At 40.7% G+C, this 19,406-nt stretch carries 20 protein-coding genes; 3 read left to right on the top strand and 17 right to left on the bottom strand.

Going from position 1 to position 19,406, the window contains the following annotated elements:
• Window positions 1–160: 160 nt before the first annotated feature.
• The 3 genes from deoC to FEZ08_RS09945 form a co-directional block, all read right to left on the bottom strand.
• Window positions 161–823, bottom strand: a complete 663-nt coding sequence (deoC, locus tag FEZ08_RS09935; protein ID WP_138191914.1) for a deoxyribose-phosphate aldolase — start codon at window positions 821–823, stop codon at window positions 161–163.
• 106 nt (window positions 824–929) lie between these two features.
• Window positions 930–2,540 (bottom strand): gamma-glutamyltransferase family protein, encoded by a 1,611-nt coding sequence (locus FEZ08_RS09940; protein ID WP_138191916.1) that lies wholly within the window; start codon window positions 2,538–2,540, stop codon window positions 930–932.
• 13 nt (window positions 2,541–2,553) lie between these two features.
• Window positions 2,554–3,756, bottom strand: coding sequence for a hypothetical protein (locus tag FEZ08_RS09945; protein ID WP_199288069.1), 1,203 nt, complete (start codon window positions 3,754–3,756; stop codon window positions 2,554–2,556).
• Window positions 3,757–3,913: 157 nt separating this feature from the next.
• On the opposite strand from FEZ08_RS09945, the gene FEZ08_RS09950 reads away from it, so the two are divergent.
• Window positions 3,914–4,210 (top strand): DUF1637 domain-containing protein, encoded by a 297-nt coding sequence (locus FEZ08_RS09950; protein ID WP_138191918.1) that lies wholly within the window; start codon window positions 3,914–3,916, stop codon window positions 4,208–4,210.
• A 75-nt stretch (window positions 4,211–4,285) separates the two neighbouring features.
• Here FEZ08_RS09950 and FEZ08_RS09955 read toward each other — a convergent pair whose 3' ends face one another.
• The 12 genes from FEZ08_RS09955 to mraZ all read right to left on the bottom strand — a co-directional run bounded on the left by FEZ08_RS09955 (window position 4,286) and on the right by mraZ (window position 16,330).
• Window positions 4,286–5,716, bottom strand: coding sequence for a UDP-N-acetylmuramoyl-L-alanyl-D-glutamate--2,6-diaminopimelate ligase (locus tag FEZ08_RS09955; protein WP_138191920.1), 1,431 nt, complete (start codon window positions 5,714–5,716; stop codon window positions 4,286–4,288).
• 101 nt (window positions 5,717–5,817) lie between these two features.
• Entirely contained in the window at window positions 5,818–6,075 is a 258-nt protein-coding gene (locus FEZ08_RS09960) for a YneF family protein (RefSeq protein ID WP_138191922.1), read from the bottom strand.
• Between the two features lie 119 nt (window positions 6,076–6,194).
• The gene (locus tag FEZ08_RS09965) at window positions 6,195–7,130 is read right to left on the bottom strand and encodes a cell division protein FtsQ/DivIB (protein WP_138191924.1); all 936 of its coding nucleotides are present in this window, start codon (window positions 7,128–7,130) and stop codon (window positions 6,195–6,197) included.
• 5 nt (window positions 7,131–7,135) lie between these two features.
• The gene (gene murB / locus FEZ08_RS09970; RefSeq protein ID WP_138191926.1) at window positions 7,136–8,047 is read right to left on the bottom strand and encodes a UDP-N-acetylmuramate dehydrogenase; all 912 of its coding nucleotides are present in this window, start codon (window positions 8,045–8,047) and stop codon (window positions 7,136–7,138) included.
• Window positions 8,048–8,051: 4 nt separating this feature from the next.
• Window positions 8,052–9,140, bottom strand: a complete 1,089-nt coding sequence (gene murG, locus FEZ08_RS09975) for an undecaprenyldiphospho-muramoylpentapeptide beta-N-acetylglucosaminyltransferase (RefSeq protein WP_138191928.1) — start codon at window positions 9,138–9,140, stop codon at window positions 8,052–8,054.
• 235 nt (window positions 9,141–9,375) lie between these two features.
• Window positions 9,376–9,819, bottom strand: coding sequence for a GNAT family N-acetyltransferase (locus tag FEZ08_RS09980; protein WP_138191930.1), 444 nt, complete (start codon window positions 9,817–9,819; stop codon window positions 9,376–9,378).
• 3 nt (window positions 9,820–9,822) lie between these two features.
• Complete coding sequence (murD, locus tag FEZ08_RS09985; RefSeq protein WP_138191932.1) at window positions 9,823–11,196, bottom strand: UDP-N-acetylmuramoyl-L-alanine--D-glutamate ligase; 1,374 nt, start codon at window positions 11,194–11,196, stop codon at window positions 9,823–9,825.
• Between the two features lie 17 nt (window positions 11,197–11,213).
• Entirely contained in the window at window positions 11,214–12,269 is a 1,056-nt protein-coding gene (gene mraY, locus FEZ08_RS09990; protein ID WP_199288070.1) for a phospho-N-acetylmuramoyl-pentapeptide-transferase, read from the bottom strand.
• A 76-nt stretch (window positions 12,270–12,345) separates the two neighbouring features.
• A complete protein-coding gene (locus FEZ08_RS09995; RefSeq protein ID WP_138191934.1) occupies window positions 12,346–14,514 on the bottom strand; it encodes a penicillin-binding transpeptidase domain-containing protein in 2,169 nt (722 codons plus the stop codon).
• Between the two features lie 119 nt (window positions 14,515–14,633).
• On the bottom strand, window positions 14,634–14,930 hold the full coding sequence (locus tag FEZ08_RS10000) for a hypothetical protein (RefSeq protein ID WP_138191936.1): 297 nt from the start codon (window positions 14,928–14,930) through the stop codon (window positions 14,634–14,636).
• A 14-nt stretch (window positions 14,931–14,944) separates the two neighbouring features.
• On the bottom strand, window positions 14,945–15,880 hold the full coding sequence (gene rsmH / locus FEZ08_RS10005; RefSeq protein WP_138191938.1) for a 16S rRNA (cytosine(1402)-N(4))-methyltransferase RsmH: 936 nt from the start codon (window positions 15,878–15,880) through the stop codon (window positions 14,945–14,947).
• 12 nt (window positions 15,881–15,892) lie between these two features.
• Window positions 15,893–16,330, bottom strand: a complete 438-nt coding sequence (gene mraZ, locus FEZ08_RS10010) for a division/cell wall cluster transcriptional repressor MraZ (RefSeq protein WP_138191961.1) — start codon at window positions 16,328–16,330, stop codon at window positions 15,893–15,895.
• A 225-nt stretch (window positions 16,331–16,555) separates the two neighbouring features.
• On the opposite strand from mraZ, the gene FEZ08_RS10015 reads away from it, so the two are divergent.
• A complete protein-coding gene (locus FEZ08_RS10015; protein ID WP_138191940.1) occupies window positions 16,556–17,140 on the top strand; it encodes a lipoprotein BA_5634 family protein in 585 nt (194 codons plus the stop codon).
• Between the two features lie 113 nt (window positions 17,141–17,253).
• Complete coding sequence (locus FEZ08_RS10020; protein ID WP_138191942.1) at window positions 17,254–17,601, top strand: hypothetical protein; 348 nt, start codon at window positions 17,254–17,256, stop codon at window positions 17,599–17,601.
• Between the two features lie 38 nt (window positions 17,602–17,639).
• On the opposite strand, the gene FEZ08_RS10025 is transcribed toward FEZ08_RS10020, so the two are convergent.
• Both FEZ08_RS10025 and FEZ08_RS10030 read right to left on the bottom strand, forming a co-directional pair.
• A complete protein-coding gene (locus FEZ08_RS10025) occupies window positions 17,640–17,963 on the bottom strand; it encodes a YolD-like family protein (RefSeq protein ID WP_138191944.1) in 324 nt (107 codons plus the stop codon).
• Window positions 17,960–19,231 carry a Y-family DNA polymerase gene (locus tag FEZ08_RS10030; protein WP_138191946.1) on the bottom strand — a complete coding sequence of 424 codons (1,272 nt, stop codon included), beginning with the start codon at window positions 19,229–19,231 and terminating at the stop codon, window positions 17,960–17,962. Before FEZ08_RS10030 ends, FEZ08_RS10025 begins: the two co-directional genes overlap by 4 nt.
• Window positions 19,232–19,406 lie beyond the last annotated feature (175 nt).

The following is a 19,406-nucleotide window of genomic DNA, read 5'->3' on the forward strand; positions in this document are numbered from 1 at the left end:
AAGCCCCCTTTCATACAACAAGTTCTGGGCAATTTATGTCACAATATATGACCTTATTATTATATATCATTTCCATAGCATAAACAAGTATAAATTTATTTATTATTTAGAAAATAAAACGGCATCGTCCAGTGGGACGATACCGTTCACAATTGAAAGTCTAGTAACCGCTGGTAGCAGTCTCTCCGCTGACAATCATAACACCGTTTGAAGTACCGATTCGGCTTGCTCCGGCATCAATCATTTTTTGCGCATCTTCGAGGTTACGTACCCCGCCAGATGCTTTTACTAATGCAGCATCGCCAACAGTTTCTTTCATCAAACGAACGTCTTCAACTGTTGCTCCACCAGTTGAGAAACCAGTAGAAGTTTTTACATAATCAGCTCCGGCTGCAACACTCAATTTGCACGCACGAACTTTTTCTTCATCAGTTAATAGACAAGTTTCAATAATAACTTTAACTAAAGTCCCGGCAGCAGCTTCAACAACAGCACGGATATCCGCTTCAACAGTTGCATCATCTTTATCTTTAAGTGCACCTACATTGATTACCATGTCTACTTCATCAGCTCCGGCTGCAATCGCTTCACGTGTTTCAAAAGCTTTGGTAGCCGTTGCATTCGCTCCTAAAGGAAAGCCAATAACAGTACAAACTTTTACATCACTGCCAGTTAACGCTTCACTTGCTACTGGAATCCAGTATGGATTAATACAAACTGACATGAAATCATATTCACGTGCTTCTTTGCATAATTCTAATATTTGCGCTTTAGTCGCATCTTGCTTTAACAATGTGTGGTCAATGTATTTATTTAAATTCATTGCATTCACTCCTCTTAAAATTTCATTTTTATTATAACATACCTAGCTAAATAAACATATAGGAAAAACCGGAAGCTGCTATGCGCTTCCGGTTTTTAAAATTTTTCTACCAAACAGCCAAATGACCATCGCTACGTGGCTCAGTACCACCGCATAAAACACCATCTTCATTGCGAACAATAATTTGTCCGCGGCCAAACATGATTGTTTCATTGGCAACCTCAACAATATGTCCCTTGCGGGTCAAGCCATCTATTACATTAAATGGCATACTTGGCTCCACCTGTACAACTTTATCCCGCAACCACTGCCAACGTGGTGCATCCAAAGCATCCTGTGGATTTAAATGGAAATCAATCATACTGCTGACAACCTGTAAATGTGCTTGCGGCTGCAATGGACCTCCCATAACACCAAACGGACCAACAGCTTGATTATCCTTAGTAATAAACCCAGGAATAATCGTATGATATGGACGCTTCCCTGGCTGAATAAAGTTTGGATGCTTCTCATCCAATGTGAACTGGCAACCACGGTTATGTAAACTAATTCCAGTTCCGGGAACGACGCTGCCAGAACCAAAACCTGTGTAATTACTCTGAATATATGAAACCATGTTGCCTTCGCCATCAGCGGCTGCAAGATACACAGTGCCGGCATTTTCCAGTTCACCGACCATTGGCTGCAGCGCTTGCTCACCAATTTCCGCCGCCCGTTTAGCAGCATACTCTTTAGAAAGCAACTCCTCAATATCAACTGTCATATGGTCCGGATCAGCAACATGTGCCAACCCATCAGTAAATGCCAGCTTCATTGCCTCAATCTGCTTATGATAAGTATCAATATCTTCCTTATGCTCAAGTTTGAAATTTTCGAGAATATTAAGTCCGAGCAGTACCACCAAGCCATGGGTGTTTGGTGGTAACTCCCATACATCATAACCGCGATAATTGGCCGCAATCGGCTGCACCCACTCCGGCGCAAATCGCGCTAAATCGCTCTTGCGCAGATAGCCACCATTCGCGCGCGAAAAGGCATCAATCTCATCAGCCAAGCGACCGCGATAAAAACTCTCCGCATTAGTCGCACCAATCTCGCGCAACGTTTCTGCGTGCCCTGGCGACTTCCATAACTCACCAGCTTGTACCGGCCGCCCCTTCGGGCAGAACAAGTCAAACCAGGTTTGCAAAACCGGGTTTGACGGCAATGCGGCGCGATAAATCTTATAATATCGCTCCCAAAGCCGCGCCACATTCGGCGCTACCGGAAAGCCGTTCTCGGCGATCCGTGCCGCCGGCTCAAGCACCTCGGCAAGCGGCAAGTTCCCAAACTTCTTTGATAACTCCGCCCAACCAGCAGGAACTCCCGGTACCGTAACCGGATCAAGACCAAATTTAGTTATTTCGCTTTGCCCTTTGGCACGCAGCTGCTCAGCACTAATAGCTTCCGGTGCAAAACCACTGGCATTCAGCCCATACATTTCGCCTTTATACCAAATAATGCTGAATGAGTCACCGCCAATACCGTTTCCTGAAGGCTCAACAACGGTTAAAGCGGCTGCGGTAGCAATAATTGCATCAACAGCATTGCCACCCTTTTTTAATATCTCTAGTCCAGCTTGACTGGCAAGCGGACTGGCGCTGCCAACCATACCATTTTTAGCATACATGACATTACGACGAGAAGGATAATGATAAGCATATGGATCAAATTTCATAGTAGTGTCCTCCTTATATAAAGTTACTGAATATTCCGGCAACAACAATTGATAATGTCGTTACCGTAGCAAGCCCGGAAACAACATAAGCCGGCATAATTCGATCTAAAACAATTTCTTGCTCTTCAGCATCATCAGTGACCGCCTTAGCAATTTCATTAGAAATCAAAAATGTTGCCGGAAATCCCAATAACTGTCCCATTGAAATACCAACAGCCAAATTACGAGACTTGCTGATTTTCCATAACGGCAAGAAATAGAAACAAATAATTAAAGCAACAACAGCCACTGCCAAACACACGATGCTGACAAAGCCAAGGGTTGATAACTGATCCCAAGTAATTTTTGCCAATGAAGGAATAATTGAAGCAAATACTAGCATCGTTAATAGCCCCGAAGCTTTTCCTTTTTCAAGAATTCGCAATGGCACAATACCCAGATAGCCAAACACAGTTCCAAATAATAACGCCCATATAGAATAATTAACCGGTGTTAAAACACCAAGAGCAGTTGATAAAAAAGCGAAAAAGGCTGCTAATGCAATACATGTGAAGTCAGTGAAATACTTATTGTACTTTTGAGCAAATGTATGACGAACATGTTTTTTCTCCTGCTCCTTACCAGTTGTTGCATCCTTATTAGCACGATGCTGAGCTAAAGCCTCTTTAGCCTCACGCACGCCGAAAAATGAAGCCGGATATGAACCAGCAAACTTTTGTATTGCATACAAAACCGTACCTAACGCGGCTGCGACCGCCAAACCAGCACCAGTTGCTGCATCAACCATAATCTTGGTTGAAATCAAACCGCCATTTAAAACCGGAATAGCAACAATAGCATTCTCATAACCGATTATCGGAATAATCGCGAAAATAGCCAGCGCCACGACAATCATTGATAAAACCGCGGTCACAACAGTTCGCCACTCCTGGCGCAACTGTTGTAAATTTATCATCGTCCCCATATGAAAAACCACTAACGCTCCAGCTAAATTTGCAAAGGTATTTAATCCGGCAAACTCAACAATCTGCGGTGGCAGAATTCCTGTTAAAAACCCAACTAAAAAAATAACTAAGGCAACAAATACTGCTGAAAGTTTTGCTTTAGTGATGATTCCCAGAAAGTCGCCGATTGCAAAGATACCAACAATGATCATGAAGTTAAAGAACTGCATTGCAATCTGACTTTCCATAATTGTGTTAACCATACTTTCCATACTTTTACCTCTTTTCAAAATATATTTTTTCAATTATATAAAAATTTAACAATATATGCAATACTTTTTTAATTTCAAAGTATTTTTTAAAAGCCATATTCATTGCATAATTTCACAATCAGGCATACAATAAAAGTATAAGAAGGAGATGTTTAAAATGGCAAATGTAAAAAATACAGTTGGTCCACTTTTTGAAAATGAATTTTATACAGTTATTAAAAAACATGTTGATGAAGGACAAGTAATTGAGAAACATGATCACCCACAATATTATGGTATCGTGACCTTACTTACCGGTTCAGTATTGGTTGATTTAGACAACGAAGCACCCTTCCCATTAAGTCCAGGTGATGTGCTTGAATTTGATGGTGAACTCAATATCGGCTTCAAAGGACTTGAAGGCGGCGCCGACTTTACCGTAACACTTGTTTCAAAAAATAAAAAACCTTTATAGGAAAATCGGAAAACCCGGGAAGCTAAAGCTTCCCGGGTTTTTAAGTTAATAAGGAACCGGGCGAACCCCGGTTCCTTATTTATATTTCTTCTGTAAAAATTCACGACTGAAATCAATATCATTAAAATGCACATCGACACCTTTTATCGGTAAAATGTCGTAGTTGCCACGACCGGCTACTACGACGCAATCGCCGGGGCCGGCTTGGTCCAGCGCATAGGCAATCGCCTCTGCGCGATCAACAATACGAACATAGTTGGTCGCAATCATACCAGCTACCATGTCATCAATAATATCATCCGGATCTTCAAAATACGGATCATCGGTAGTAAAGACCGCGACATCAGCATTGGTAACGGCAACATTGCCCATCACCGGGCGCTTGATGGTATCGCGCGCACCGGCAGCACCAATTACTACATACAATTTATTGGCAGTAATAGTTCTGGCAAACTTCAATACATTTTCCAGTGCTGCCGAGGCATGGGCGAAGTCAACGACAACCGCGAACGGTTGGCCTTCGTTGATGAGTTCCATGCGGCCATCAACTGCCGGCATCATTTCAATCCGAGCAATCATTTTTTCAATATCAAGTCCGAGTGCAGCACCGCTGGCAATCGCTGCCATGATGTTATAAATATTAAAAGTAGCTAGCAATTTGGTGCGAACTGTATACGCCTCATCGGGCGTGTGCAGTTGAAATTTTGACCCGAATTGATCAAACTCAATTGCCTCAGCCCAATAATCAGCTTTGGGATTTACGCCATAATAAACGACTTTAGCCTTAGTAGCTGCGGCAAACTGTTTAGCATATGGGTCGTCAATATTGATAATTGCGGTTTTGTCGGCACCAAGTCCTCTGAACAACAATTGCTTGGCAGCCATATAGTTTTCAAAAGTGCCATGGAAATCAAGATGATCATGAGTTAAGTTAGTAAATACCGCGACATCAAAATCAATAGTGTCTACGCGATGCAGTGCCAGTGCATGCGAAGAAACTTCCATAGCAACAACATCTACCTCGGCTTTTTGCATATCGCTAAAGATGCGATGCAATTCCGGAGCAAGCGGCGTTGTTAATGTATGAGGCTCAACCCGGTCAGCGAAACGAACACCGTTAGTACCGATATAACCAACCGATTTTTGGTCGGCAAGCAAGTACTCAATGATACTCGCTGTTGAGGTCTTGCCATCAGTTCCGGTGATGCCTACAAATTGCATTGGGCTATTTAGCGTTTGATAAAAATGCGCAGCCAATACCGCAAGTTCAGCTTGGGTGTTTGCTACTTTTATCTGTGGCACATCAAGTGATTCATCGACAACCTCAACGATTGCTACTTGTGCCCCACGCGACACCGCATCGCTAATGTATTTATGACCATCGGTATTTTCACCGCGCAAGGCAACAAAGATGGCACCGGGAATAATTGCTTGCGAATTATAAGTCACTTGAGTGACTTCAATCGAGTTTCCTTGCCAATCAGGATAGATATCTTTTACTAACATTTCGCTCTGCTCCTTTTCATCTTTTACTTCATTTATTATAACATATTGCCATACTATATACGCAAGATTCTGTCAAAGAAAAAAATCCTTCAAAGAAGGATTTATTTTTTGTCTTTTTTATCTTTTTTCTTTTTAGTGCTCGCATTACTTTGTTGTGAAGCACGTAAAACTGCCTGTACTTGTTTCGCCGATGGCGTACGTCCCATTTGTTTCATCATCTCGGTAACAACCACTTCATTAAGCGGTGGATTTTTCTCTAATTGGCGTTGTAGGATAAAACGTGCGATGAAATATCCGGCTACAATTCCGATTATAATTCCGAAGACGAGGAAGATAATACTTTCCACTGCAACATTCATAAATATTGACACCTCTTCTTAAATTTCATTCGTTTACTATTGTACTAAAAAACCGCAGAAAACACAACTTTTATTAGAAATTTAAAACCGTCACTCTTATGGAGTGACGGTTTTCGGTTTTATATCTGAGAAGTCAGGGCAATTTTATCAAGAAACTTAATCTTAATTCGCTGCCCGTTCATTTTATCAACAATTGATTTGTAATTCCGTAAACTCTTGGCAACTTTGTTAATCTCAAGTTCAACAATGTTGCGGTCATTCATATAAAGAGTCAACAAATTAGGATCAAGTTCAGTTGGCGTACCATTGATTTCAGAAATCATTTCCCGAGTTGACTCCGGTACAAACGACATAGCCTGTGATAAATCAACAATTTGCTGTTCAGTTAAGTTTGTCGCCAATGGAATCCCATTCGTGTTAAACTCATTCTCTACAACAATATCCTGAACAATACGATTGGTTTTTTCTTCCTCAGTCAAACAATCTTTTTTGTTAGGGACTGATTCAGTATTCGTTGTTGTCTGACTCTCTGCATTATTTTGGCTTTCGCTGTTTTCCTGACTTGCATCGGTCGAATCAGTTGTACATAGTAATTTCTCACCATCTTGGTCAGTAATAACAATATGTTTTTGACCATCTTTGTCACTGTACCAGAATAAAGGCTTAAATTCCTCGACAACAATCTCAACCCGGTTACCAAAATTTTGTGTGACGGTAGCATGATTAACGATAGGACTGCCCTCAACTCGATTGGCAATAATAAACCCCGGATTAAAATAGAAATTACTGCCTTCGGTAATACCGGCAAGTTCCCTGATTTGAGCGGCGCTCAAATACTGATTGCCACTCACGGTAATCGTACTGATGCCTGCCAGTGGTGAAATCAAAAAGCCAACAATCCCAACAACGAGTAAAATGAGCACAACAAAAACACGCTTGCGGATTTTGCGCTTGCGTTTCTTCGCGTTCTTACGCGCTTCAAAAACCTCAATTCGTTCATCGCCATTATCCACTAATTGCTTTAGTGTTTTCTCCTTGGCTTGTTTTTGTCTCATGCGGATTACTCCCAGTTAAATAATTCTACTTCTGTATGTAAGTCGACACCATAAGCATCTTTGACTTGTTTTTTTACCAGATTGATTAAATCCATAATATCATCAGCACTGGCACTACCAGTGTTAATGATAAAATTAGCGTGCATCGGTGATACTTCGGCACCACCAATACGGGTCCCCTTTAACCCTAATGATTCAATCAACTGACCGGCATGTTGCGGTAATGGATTTCGGAACACACTGCCGCAACTAGGCTTTGCATATGGCTGAGTTTTTACCCGGCGCCCTTTCCATTCCTGCATCTGCGCTAAGATTTCAGCCTTATCTCCATGTTCAAGTTGGTAATAAGCGCGAACGATTGTCCATTCGCGATGTTGCTGAAATATTGATGTTCGGTAGCTGAACTGACACGCTTCATTATCCAAATGATGGAGCGTGCCACATTCATCCAAATAATCAACACCAGTCAAAATTGCTGCAGTATCACTGCCATGGGCGCCGGCATTCATAAATACCGCACCGCCAACACTGCCGGGAATTCCCGATGCAAATGCCAGCCCTGCCATATTATGACGTGCCGCTATTTGTGACAGCTTGACCAGTGAAAAACCACTTTCAACTACGATTTGCGCCTTCGCTTCATCAATTTCAATTGCTTCTAACGTATGCTGTAACAAAATGATAACACCATCATAGTTTCGGTCAGAAACAAGTATATTTGAACCTTTGCCAATCATTTTATGGGCAATACCCTGAGCCTGCAAATACTGTAAGGCATCTGCAAGTTGCTCAATACTCTCTGGCACTAATATGATCCGGGCAACACCGCCTACACGCATTTTAGTGTAGTTGCTCATCGCCTCATTTTCCATAATCTTGCCAAACTTATGCAATTGTTCTATGACTTGCTGTTCCATACGCTCACTTCCTTTTCGAGGCAACTACCTTCTTCATTGTTTGATATATAATTTCAGCAGCATCAGGCTGAGCCATTTCCGCCATACTGCTTGTCATCATAATCGATTGCTCATTGTGATCTAATACTTTACTGATTGCCTGCCATAATGTATCAGCAGATAAATCTTCATCTGCCAATAGAATTGCAGCGCCCTTAGCCTCAAATACCTTAGCATTTGCTAACTGCTCGCCATTGGTAACATTTGGGCTGGGAATTAAAATTGCTGGCGTGTGCAAAGCAGCTATTTCCGCAAGCGTTGTAGCACCACTTCTGCTGACAACTAAATCTGAATTATTAATCAGTCCTAACGTGTCATCTGTATAAGGGAGAATTTCGGCTTTGTGGCTTGCCTCGGGCAAGGCCGCAAAGACTTCTTGATAATATTGCTCACCGGTTACAAAAGTAAAATCATATATATATGTTTGTGCAACCTTCAATAAGTCAATCATCGCCTCATTCAACCGCTGTGCGCCTAAACTGCCACCAAGCACGGTTATATGCTTTCTGTGGTGCGCACTTTTAGGATGCTTTTGGGCATAATAAGCAGCACTGGTACCACGTGGATTCCCACTAACAACCACTCGGTGCGGATGCGGAAATTTTTCAACTGCCTCCGGATAACTAACAAAAACCCGGTCAGCATACTTCGCTAAAAAGCTATTTGCTTTTCCCGGTGAGTGATCAGCATCAAAAACTGCTGTGGCAATATGCATTCGACTAGCAGCAAAAACTACCGGTGCACTCACATAGCCACCTGTCCCAATAACTAAATCAGGTTTAAACTGCTTAATGATTTTGCGGGCCTTCACAATCCCTGCCCCAAGCAAACTTACTGCTTGCACATTTTGAAAAGTAAACTTACCGCGCAATCCTTTTACTGCAATATGCTCAAATGGAATGCCAGCTTGTTCTACAATTTTGCCTTCCATTTTCGTCTTCATGCCAACATATAAAAATTCTGCATCCGGTTCAATTCGGCGGATGTATTCAATTAGTGCCAGCGCCGGATAAATATGTCCGCCGCTGCCGCCGCCACTTACTATTACTCGCATTCTTAAAACTCCTTACTGATTATTAAAAACGTTCGCAATATATGCAAATCGGTAAAAATTACTCAGTTACGCTGTGACCGGATGCTCTAAAACATTCGGTGAACAAGTACTTTTGGGGTGCGTATCTTAAAATACGCTCCCTCCTAATTTTCACCAATTTCCTACAATTTCTGACGCGCTTGCGCTAGTACCTTGCGTGAATCGTTTTCAATTAGCCAGACCAAATTAGCCCATCTTATTTCTCGTGTCTATGGTCCATACGAATATGTGCTGCACCATCTTCCATAAAACCTTCACCGATTACTTCGAAGTCCAGTTTTTCATAAAAGCCTTGTGCATGAGTTTGTGCATGTAAGGTAATAACAAAGATATTATTAGCATGAGCATAATCAATTAACTTTTGCATAACCAGTAAACCATAATCTTTACCACGTTCAGCTTTTACGATTGCAACCCGACCAATCTTGGCTGCATCACCGGCTTCATTGATAATCATTCGAGCCGTTCCAATAGGTTGGTTATTTTCAGTGTAAAGCACAGCATGAATAGCGTCATTATCGTATTCATCAATATCAATTTCTTTGGGATATCCTTGTTCTTTAGTGAACACTTCATCGCGAACATAAAACGCGTCATCAATAAATGGATGCTTGTAACCTTTAAATACTTCTGCTTTCATCTGCTAACACTCCTCTTTTAGTTCTTTTGCAAGACAAGAAACTTGTTGTTTGAATATATCACCACGTTCTTCAAATGAGCGAAACTGATCCCAACTGGCACATGCTGGTGATAGCAAAATAACATCACCCGGCTCAGAAAAGCCGTAAGCCATAACCGTTGCTTCCGCCAATGAGTCTGCAAGAGCACAGCTTATTTTCATCTTTTCAGCTAATTGAGCAAATTTGCTTTGGGTTTGTCCATAGGCGACAATAGCTTTTACGTTTTCAGTATATGGACGCAAGTCATCAAATTCGATGCCACGATCTAAACCACCGGCAATTAACACGATTGGTTGTTCAAATGCTGCTAACGCTGTTTGTGTCGATTTAATATTTGTTGATTTAGAATTATTATAAATTAATCGTTTATTTATTGTCGTCACATATTCTAACCGATGAGCAACGCCGCTAAAGGTTGAAAGTACCTGAACAATCTTTTCATTACTGACATGATAGAGTTTCGCAACGCTGATTGCCGCCAGAATATTTTCCAGATTATGGCTGCCTGGTAACTGAATTTTTTCCATAGGCATAATTGCTTCGCCTTTGAAGTAGACAACACCATCAACAATACACGCACCTGCCGGCTCATTTTCCACAGTTGAAAATGGAACAAGCTGGCAATTGGCAGTTGCCGCAGCATGAACAATTTCTGCTTGTTCAGCATTGTAAACAAGAAAGTCATCAGCACTTTGGTTTTTAAAAATTAAGCACTTGGCCTGATGATACTCCTCAATCGACTCATGAAAATCCAAATGAGCTTCATCAAGATTCAATAGTATTGAAACATGAGGATGAAAACTTGGCATTCCCATAAGTTGGAATGAAGAAAGTTCGGTTACTAATAATGCATCGCTATTCACTTCTTCAATAACTCGCGATGTTACTTCACCAATATTCCCTGCTAAATGGGCATCAAGGCCACCGGCAGTCAACATTTGATGTAAGAGTACCGTTGTTGTTGTTTTTCCATTTGTTCCGGTAATTCCAATGAATTCGCAATCACTTGCCAAAAATGGAATTTCAACTTCGGTTACAATTGGAATGTTACGCTTTGCTGCTTCAACGAGCAAGGAATTACGATAAGGAATTCCCGGACTTTTTACAATTAAATCTAAACCGTCCAATAATGATAACGGGTGGCCGCCGGATACAATCTGAATCCCACGTTCGGTCAGGTCTTTCGCGTACTGATCTTCAGCATCAATCTCTTTGTATTCGTTGACGATAACATGAGCCCGCAGCCGTTGCAAAAGAAGCGCTACATAATAGCCGCTTTTTGCCAAGCCTAAAACCAGTACTCGTTTATTATCAAAAAAATCTTCAGCAACACGCATCTTTTAGCCTTCTCTCATTAGTAGATATTAAAATTCGAAAAATATGCTAATATAACCCCAACTATCGCACAACCGGTACAAACAATATAGAAAATTCTAACAATCTTTTGCTCATTCCAGCCTTTTAACTCAAGGTGATGATGGAACGGTGACATTAAGAAAATCCGTCGACCTTCGCCATAGCGTTTCTTAGTGTACTTAAAGTAAACCACTTGTAAAAGTACTGAAAAGGTTTCAAAAACATATATACCGCCAATAATGACCAATAAAAATTCAGCATGCAATACCACGGCAACCGCAGCCAGTAATCCACCGATTGCTAAGGAACCAGTGTCACCCATGAAGACTTTCGCTGGATGTTTGTTATACAACAAAAATCCAAGCAGAGCACCGGTCAACACCAAGCAGAAAATGGCTACACCAACCTTATTTTGCATTAAGGCAATGAAGGCAAAAGCAACAAATGAAATTGCCGCACAACCTGAAAGCAAGCCATCTAAACCATCGGTGACATTAGTTGCATTCGTTGTTGCCAAGAAAATTAGCACAACAAATGGTACATACACCCAGAATGGCACTTGAATTATCCATTGCAGGATAACAATATCACGGGCAACCTCAGTATCCTTAATTAAGTTTTGGAAGAAAATAACCAGGAAACTTACTACAACAATTTGTAAAACTAACTTCTGCCAGGCACGCAGCCCAAGATTTTGCTTTAAAACAACTTTCAAAAAGTCATCAATAAAACCAATCATAGCATAAAACAATAATCCGCTCAGCAAGAAGAAAAATGAATCACCAAGCGAAAATGAATCGCCGATAAAACCGATTACGGTTTTGCTTGCTGAAAGAATAAATAACGACAGCAGTGTTGCTAAAATAAAGAACCAGCCACCCATAGTTGGCGTTCCCGATTTGCTTTTATGTGCTTCGGGACCTTCCTCACGCACTTCTTGTCGCGCTTTCAGACCCTTTAGAATTGGCAACCCAACTTTTCCAATAATCGCTGAGGTTACAAAGCCAAGCAACACACTAAATGACAAAAATAATATTGTATCCATATTAACCATGCACAGCTGTCTCCTTTAGTATTAAAAATATCACTCTTTATTGTATCATTTTCTTCACTAACACGCCACTATATATCTACGGTGCAAGTGTTATCGACAACTCATCACCGGCAGTAAAATCACTGCCTTCGCCAATGCTTTGACTATTAACATATCCACTACCTTCTATTTTTACCTTAATTCCGGTAATATTGGCAAAGCGTTCAACATCAACTCTTGACCAACCTGACATATTCGGCATTTTCCAGCCTGAACCATTCGTTAACAAGAATACCCGTTCATTTGAGTAATATGGGGTATATGGTTCTTGACTTTGACGAATAATTGTATCACCGCCGCCAATAATGACAGCATTAATTTTCTGACCTTCAATAACTGGTTTCACATCAGCAACAACCTGATTCATGAAAGATGGAAAAGAATCTATAGCTGTTAAGTAGCCTGAACCAGTATTAATACTTACACCGGTACTACTGTTTTTACTCATTAAATATTTAACACTATTTTCAATGATTGGCTCTGCCAAATGATGCATTGCCATAGTCGGATCACTTTTTGGTCGTGAAATCGTTGCATAAAACAAGAATTGTGGATCTTCTGCTGGTGCAATACCAACGAATGAGTAGTTATATCCAGTATCACCAATATGGTAATATCCACCGTTTTCCTGATCCGGAACCTCAGCAGTCCCGGTTTTGCCGGCTAAAGTAAAGTCTTCCATGGCATATGTACCACCCGAACTACAATCACCACGATTAATAGTTTGATTCATTAAATCCAAAACATAATCAGCAGTTTCACTAGTAATCGGATTACCTACAACTTTTGGTGTTGCTTGATAAATTAAGTCTCCACTATTAGAATCAACAATTTTATCAACCAATTGTAATTCCATCATATTCCCTTTATTAGCAATAGCAGTATAAGCTTGCATCATTTGCATCGCTGTTGCCGTAGTACCTTGACCAAATCCAGTTGTAATCCGTTCAGCTTCAGTACCAAACAAGATTGTTCCGCTGGCTTCAGCACCAAGTGTCTGCTTAATGCCAGTCTCCTTACCGAAGCCAAATGCATTTAAATACTTCAAATATGTTTCTGACTGCATTTTATTAACAACAACACTGGCAATTGCGGTATTTGATGATTGACAAACGCCATCATCATATTTCATATTTGACCATCCATAACGGTTCCAGTCATTAATAGTAAAACCATCAACTTCGATAGAACCGGTCCACGGAACAATTTCATCACCGTTATAACCTTCTTTAGCATCAATAGCCGCAGCATATGTCAGTGGTTTCATAACCGAACCAACCTCAACCGCCGACTCGTTCAATGGGTTCACATATGATTGAATATCGCGAATATTAGGATCAAAAGACGGTGTTGATGACATTGCTAAAATTTTACCAGTTTTAGGGTCAACAACCATGACCTGAATCCATTCCGGATTATGTTCTGCTTGTACTTTTTTAATATTCTCTTCAACGAAGTTTTGGATTGCTAAATCTAAAGTTAAATAAACATCATCACCATTTTCAGGCTCAACGCGAATCTCCGGCGCTGATGAAATCTTTTGTCCATGAGCATTCTCTTGATATTCATAAGAACCGGCTTTCCCGGCCAACCGTTTATCAAAGACTAACTCAATACCCATACGCCCGATAACTTGTTTAGTTTCCGGATCATAAGTTGCATAACCAATCGTATGTGAGGCAAAAACACCTTGTGGATATTGGCGACTTTGAACTTTAGTTTTTTCAATACCAGTAAGACCTAAAGCCTCAATTTCTTCCATTTTTGTTTGTGATAATCCTCGTCCGTAAGAACCAAGCTCAGTTTGATCGGCTCCTGCCTCTTTTTGAGCATAAAGTAATTCCTTTAGTTCATCTACAGGCATACCAATAACCGGCGCCAATTTCTCAGCTCCGGCATCAATATCTTCCATGCTGGCAACTTCACCAGGCATAGCATATTTATTAGTTAAAACAATACTAATATTATATGTATCTAAATTTTGTGCAACTTTTTGTCCAAAGCGGTCATAAATCGTTCCCCGTTCAGCTGGAAGGATCTCCTTATTGATTCCTCGCCCCTCCGAGAACTCAATTAGGTTATTGCCATTTACATTTTGAAAGATAGCAATAAAGCCGGCACGAAGCGCTACAATTCCGATTAACACAAAAAAGACGATACAAAAAAACTTTATAACTACATTTGAATTTCCGTTGTTCATCTTCATCTTTTTTATCACCTATTCCAAGCAGATATTTTAAGTGTTAATCTCCGCTTTGTCAAATTTGTGTAATTACTAAAACAATAAAAATAGACCAGCCAGCAAACGCGCTGCCTGGTCATTTTTTAATCAGCTAAACTTTGAACGTTACTTCCTTGCTGAGTCATCCCATCCGCTGCAGCAGTACCAAAGATTTCGTTGTATGTTGAGTGTTCACTTATTTTCACTTCAGTTGCTTGATTGGTTACTTGCTGAGTAGTAATCTGCGTTTGCAAATCACCAGTTTCTTTATCTAAAGAAATTTTCATTGATGAGATACTCAAAACCAACATTGGTGTCGCCAACAAGCACACCAATGTGAATGAGTAAATTATTTTTTCTATAAATGAAATTTTCTTACCAAGTTTTTTTAAATTCAACATACGTTGTCCACTCCTTATCTTTGTACTTCAGCTACACGCAATTTTGCGCTATGGGCACGATTATTATCAGTTAGCTCTTGCTCACCGGCAATAATCGGTTTACGATTTATTAATTTCAATTTGGTTAATTCTTCATCTTGCGGTAAAATCGGTAGATTTTTCGGCAATTTTTGTTCATTACTGCTATATTGTTTGAAAATATTTTTAGCAATGCGATCTTCTAATGAATGAAAGCTGATAACTGCAATCCGTCCATGGATTGCGGTTATTTCAATTGCGTCTACTAACGCAGTTTCAAATACGCGAAGTTCATCATTTACAGCAATACGTAATGCTTGAAAAGTTTGCTTGGCCGGGTGGCCTTTTTTTCTTAACACTGCTGCCGGCAATGTTTGCTTAATCAGGTCAACCAATTGAAACGTGGTTTCGATTGGTTGCTCATTTCGCTCACGCTCAATGCTACGTGCAATCTGCTTAGCAAATTTCTCTTCTCCATATACAGTTAAAATTCTATATAAGTCTTGGAAGCTCCAAGTATTAATAATCTGGTAGGCATCCAATTCCTGATGATCATTCATGCGCATATCCAGGCGGGCGTTATGATTATAACTAAATCCTCGCTCACCACGGTCAAATTGCATTGATGATACTCCTAAGTCAAAGAGTATGCCATCAATCTTGTCGACACCAAGCTCAGCTAAGGCTGTTTTTAGTTCAACAAAGTTTCTTTCTACAATAGTAAAGTTACCTGCTATTGCCGATAAGCGTTTGCGAGCAACTTCAACTACGGTGTGGTCTTGTTCAAAACTATAAAGATGACCTTCCGGAATTCGTTTTAAAATTTCGCTGCTGTGACCGGCGGCACCAAGTGTTGCATCTACATATATACCGTCAGTTTTAATCTGTAATGCTTCAATACTTTCATCAAGTAACACACTCGTATGATCCACTAGCCAAACCTCCTACAACTGAATTTCAAAATCAATAAGACTCTCTGCCACTTCCTCGAAATGTTCGAATGAATCAGTGGTAAAAGTATCCCAAGCTTCGCGGTCCCAAATCTCCACTCGGTTGCTTACACCGATAATGACACATTCTTTTTGCAACTTGCCATATGCCAGTAGTGATTGTGGGATGACGAAACGCCCATTCTTATCAGGTTCTACCTCGGTAGCCCCGGATAAGAAGAACCGGGCAAACTGCCGGGCATCCTTTTTCATCAGTGGTAGTGCATTCAATTTATCTGCAATAAGTTTCCATTGTGTCTGCGGGAATAAAAAGAGGCAACCTTCCAATCCGCGAGTCATCACAAAAGTGTCGCCAAGCTCGTTTCTGAACTTTGCCGGCACGATTAATCGAGATTTAGTATCAAGATTATGACGATGCTCACCGATGAACAAATTAACCACTTCCTTCCACTTTGTGACACTTTCTACCACTTATAGATTAATTTTACCCTATTTCGTTATAAAAGACAACCGTTTTTGCTTAAAAAATATAATTTAAAAAATGGCTAAAATGACCATTTTGTAAGGTCTCAGCAAATCATTGTAAGTTGGTTCGATGGTTGGTGTCAGATATTCCCTATATAATAGAGATACAAGGTCAATAAGGGGACGATTTATATGCAAAAGAAACTAGGTATTTTTACAGCACTCACCATGCTGATGTTCATCATGAGCGGTTGCAGCAACCCGCTGCAATCAGCAGAAGCTAACGCGGTCTTATTAGTTGGGCAGGCGCAAGCTATCAGTTCATTCATTGATGCCAACAATAGCGTCATCTACACAACTCGGGTTGAAGGTGAATATAAAATTACCGCCGACAAAAAGACAGCTTATATTCCGCTGTCTCTAGCAAATAAACTTATTCAATCCTATGTCATTTACGATATCAGTACCGCTAAACCAACAGCAGTACAGCCAGTAATTAAGTTTGGTGACACTAGAGCTGAAATCTGGAGTAAAACCAATCAATCAGAAATCACCATTGATGGCACAACAATTCCTGCCCATTACGGTGGCGCCTACACGATTGGTGAAGAAGCTTTCGTTGACAACATCGTTGTCATCTCCGATCAGCTCTGGCATCAAATTGAAGGCGAAGCCACAAGTATAAAAATTGCTATGTGTAATGATGCCAGAAAGATTGAAACCCAGCGCAGCGAAGAACTAACCAGTATCTTTATCTCTACTCATGGGAATAATTAAAAAGCGGCACCCGCTTGCGGGCGCCGCTTTCGTTTTCCTGCAAAACATTTAAAGTATTTCAATAGGAGCATTAACAATTTTAGTGTTATTATTAACATATGGAGGTGAGGCATATGGGCAGTATTTATAATTCGCTGCTGGCCGGCAAGAAAGTTATTGAAGAAGATAATGCCGAATTTTTATTTATCGTATGCACAAACGGCATTTATATTGGTAAGAAGTACATTATTAACGAGCAACAAGATTATCCTAATCAGGAGGATTTGTTTGGGATTCAATACAATACATTGAACGCCCGTTCTGATTTCAGTGAAACGATCTTGCTGACTGATGTAACGATGTTTGTTGAAGGCAAACAGCTATATACGCCATCAGTTTCGCTCGCTACCGGTAATATCGTTTCTATTTCGGTAGTTACTTATGAACAATCGCAATTGTTTAAAGAGCCAATTTTCGCATAAAAACTGATTAAAACCGCCGGGTTGTGCCCGGCGGTTTTTTAAATTTCTCCCAGAATATAACAAATTGATATTAACTCTACCGTAGTCCTGTCAATATAAACACATCCGGCAATCAAATCAATTTTACTGATTATGCCAGTGACTGACTGAATCGCATGCTCCTCATAATAATGAATGGTAATCATCGCTTGCTGCAAGAAGGCCGTTTCAATATCGCGCTGCAAATTTTCCAGCTGGTCAATGCTCAGTTCCGGCTGAGGTTTGATATTATTAATTCGGTCAACCTCATATTGTGCAGCAACCATGTCATCAACTGCATTAAATGGATGCCACTTAATAATTCCTCTTGGTTTAAATTTCATAACTTGTGTCCCCCAATCAATTGGTTACGTTCTTTAAGCGTACCGCCCTTGGTATAAGAAGAACCATATAGAATCGCATTCTTGCCAAAACGCAGTTTCAGTTCATCAATCGCGATATTAAGCGCATGATAATCCTGGTAATGCTCAAATAAAGACAGCTGATTGCCATTGAAGTCCTGGATGCCGCCGGCGCCGATGTTAATCCGGCGCACCGGCGCACCTTTTTGGTACTCACTTTGCAAGAATACATTGATGCGGCGGAAAATTTCCGACGCGTCATTGGTTGGCTGCTCCAACTTAATCTGCTTATGGATACTGCCGCCGCCAATTTCATGAGAGTAACCGATATAAACAAAAACTGTTGCCGCGCTGCGATTATCAGCGCGCAGACGACGGGCAATCTCCTGCGAAGATTCCCACAACAGCGTTGCTATTTCCTCATTAAAGTAACTATGGAATAACGTCTGCCCGATACTATAGCTTTTGCGCTCACCTAGTTTATACTTATCACTCACTTTACTAATATCAATGCCGTGAGCATGCAGATATAGTTCCTGTCCGCGAACACCGAAAAGCTTATTTAGCTTTTCCGGGTCATAATGCGCTAAGTCATACATCGAATAAATCCCCATAGTGTAGAGCTTTTTAGCAGTGCGGCGACCAATTCCCCACACCGAACTCAGTTCAGTAACCGGCCATAAATGTTCAGCCAGATTTTGATAATTCCATTCAGCAATAAAATCCGGCGCATGTTTAGCACCAATATCCATTGCCATCTTCGCCATCACCATATTCTGGCCAATACCAACAGTTGCATACAACCCTAAAGTACTATGAATATCATCAAGAATCATTTTGGCGACTTCACGGGCAGTTTTCTGATAAAGACTCATGTAGCTAGTCAAATCCAAAAAAGCCTCGTCAATACTGTAAGCAAACAAGTCTTCAACCGAAACATATTTGAGGTAGATATTAAAAACCCGGCGACTATATTCAAGATACAATGCCATCCGCGGTTTTGCTATCATATAGCCTATCTTGGCATTAACTTCCCATAACCTTAAGCGATTCGGCACCCCGAAGCGCTTAAGATAAGGACTTACAGCCAAAACAATCGTCCCGCCGCCTCGAGATGTATCGGCAACCAAAAGTGGTGTATTCATCGGATCACGATTGCGGTCGACACATTCGACACTGGCAAAAAATGACTTCAAATCAATGCACATAATGGTATCATATAAGCGATATTGTTCAAGATCATCACGCATACTATCACTACCCTAATTTTTTTGATATACGTTCAAATCTTCTTTTCCCCTGTTCTCCTCTATCATACCGCTTGGCAGTTTTCACTTAAGGCAAAAACTGAGGTGAACCACAGAAGTTGGACTTTATATACATGATTTGTTATATTATAGTTAATGTTACGGAGGTTGTAAATAT

Origin of the sequence: Culicoidibacter larvae (assembly GCF_005771635.1) — a bacterium.
GTDB lineage: Bacteria > Bacillota_I > Bacilli_A > Culicoidibacterales > Culicoidibacteraceae > Culicoidibacter > Culicoidibacter larvae.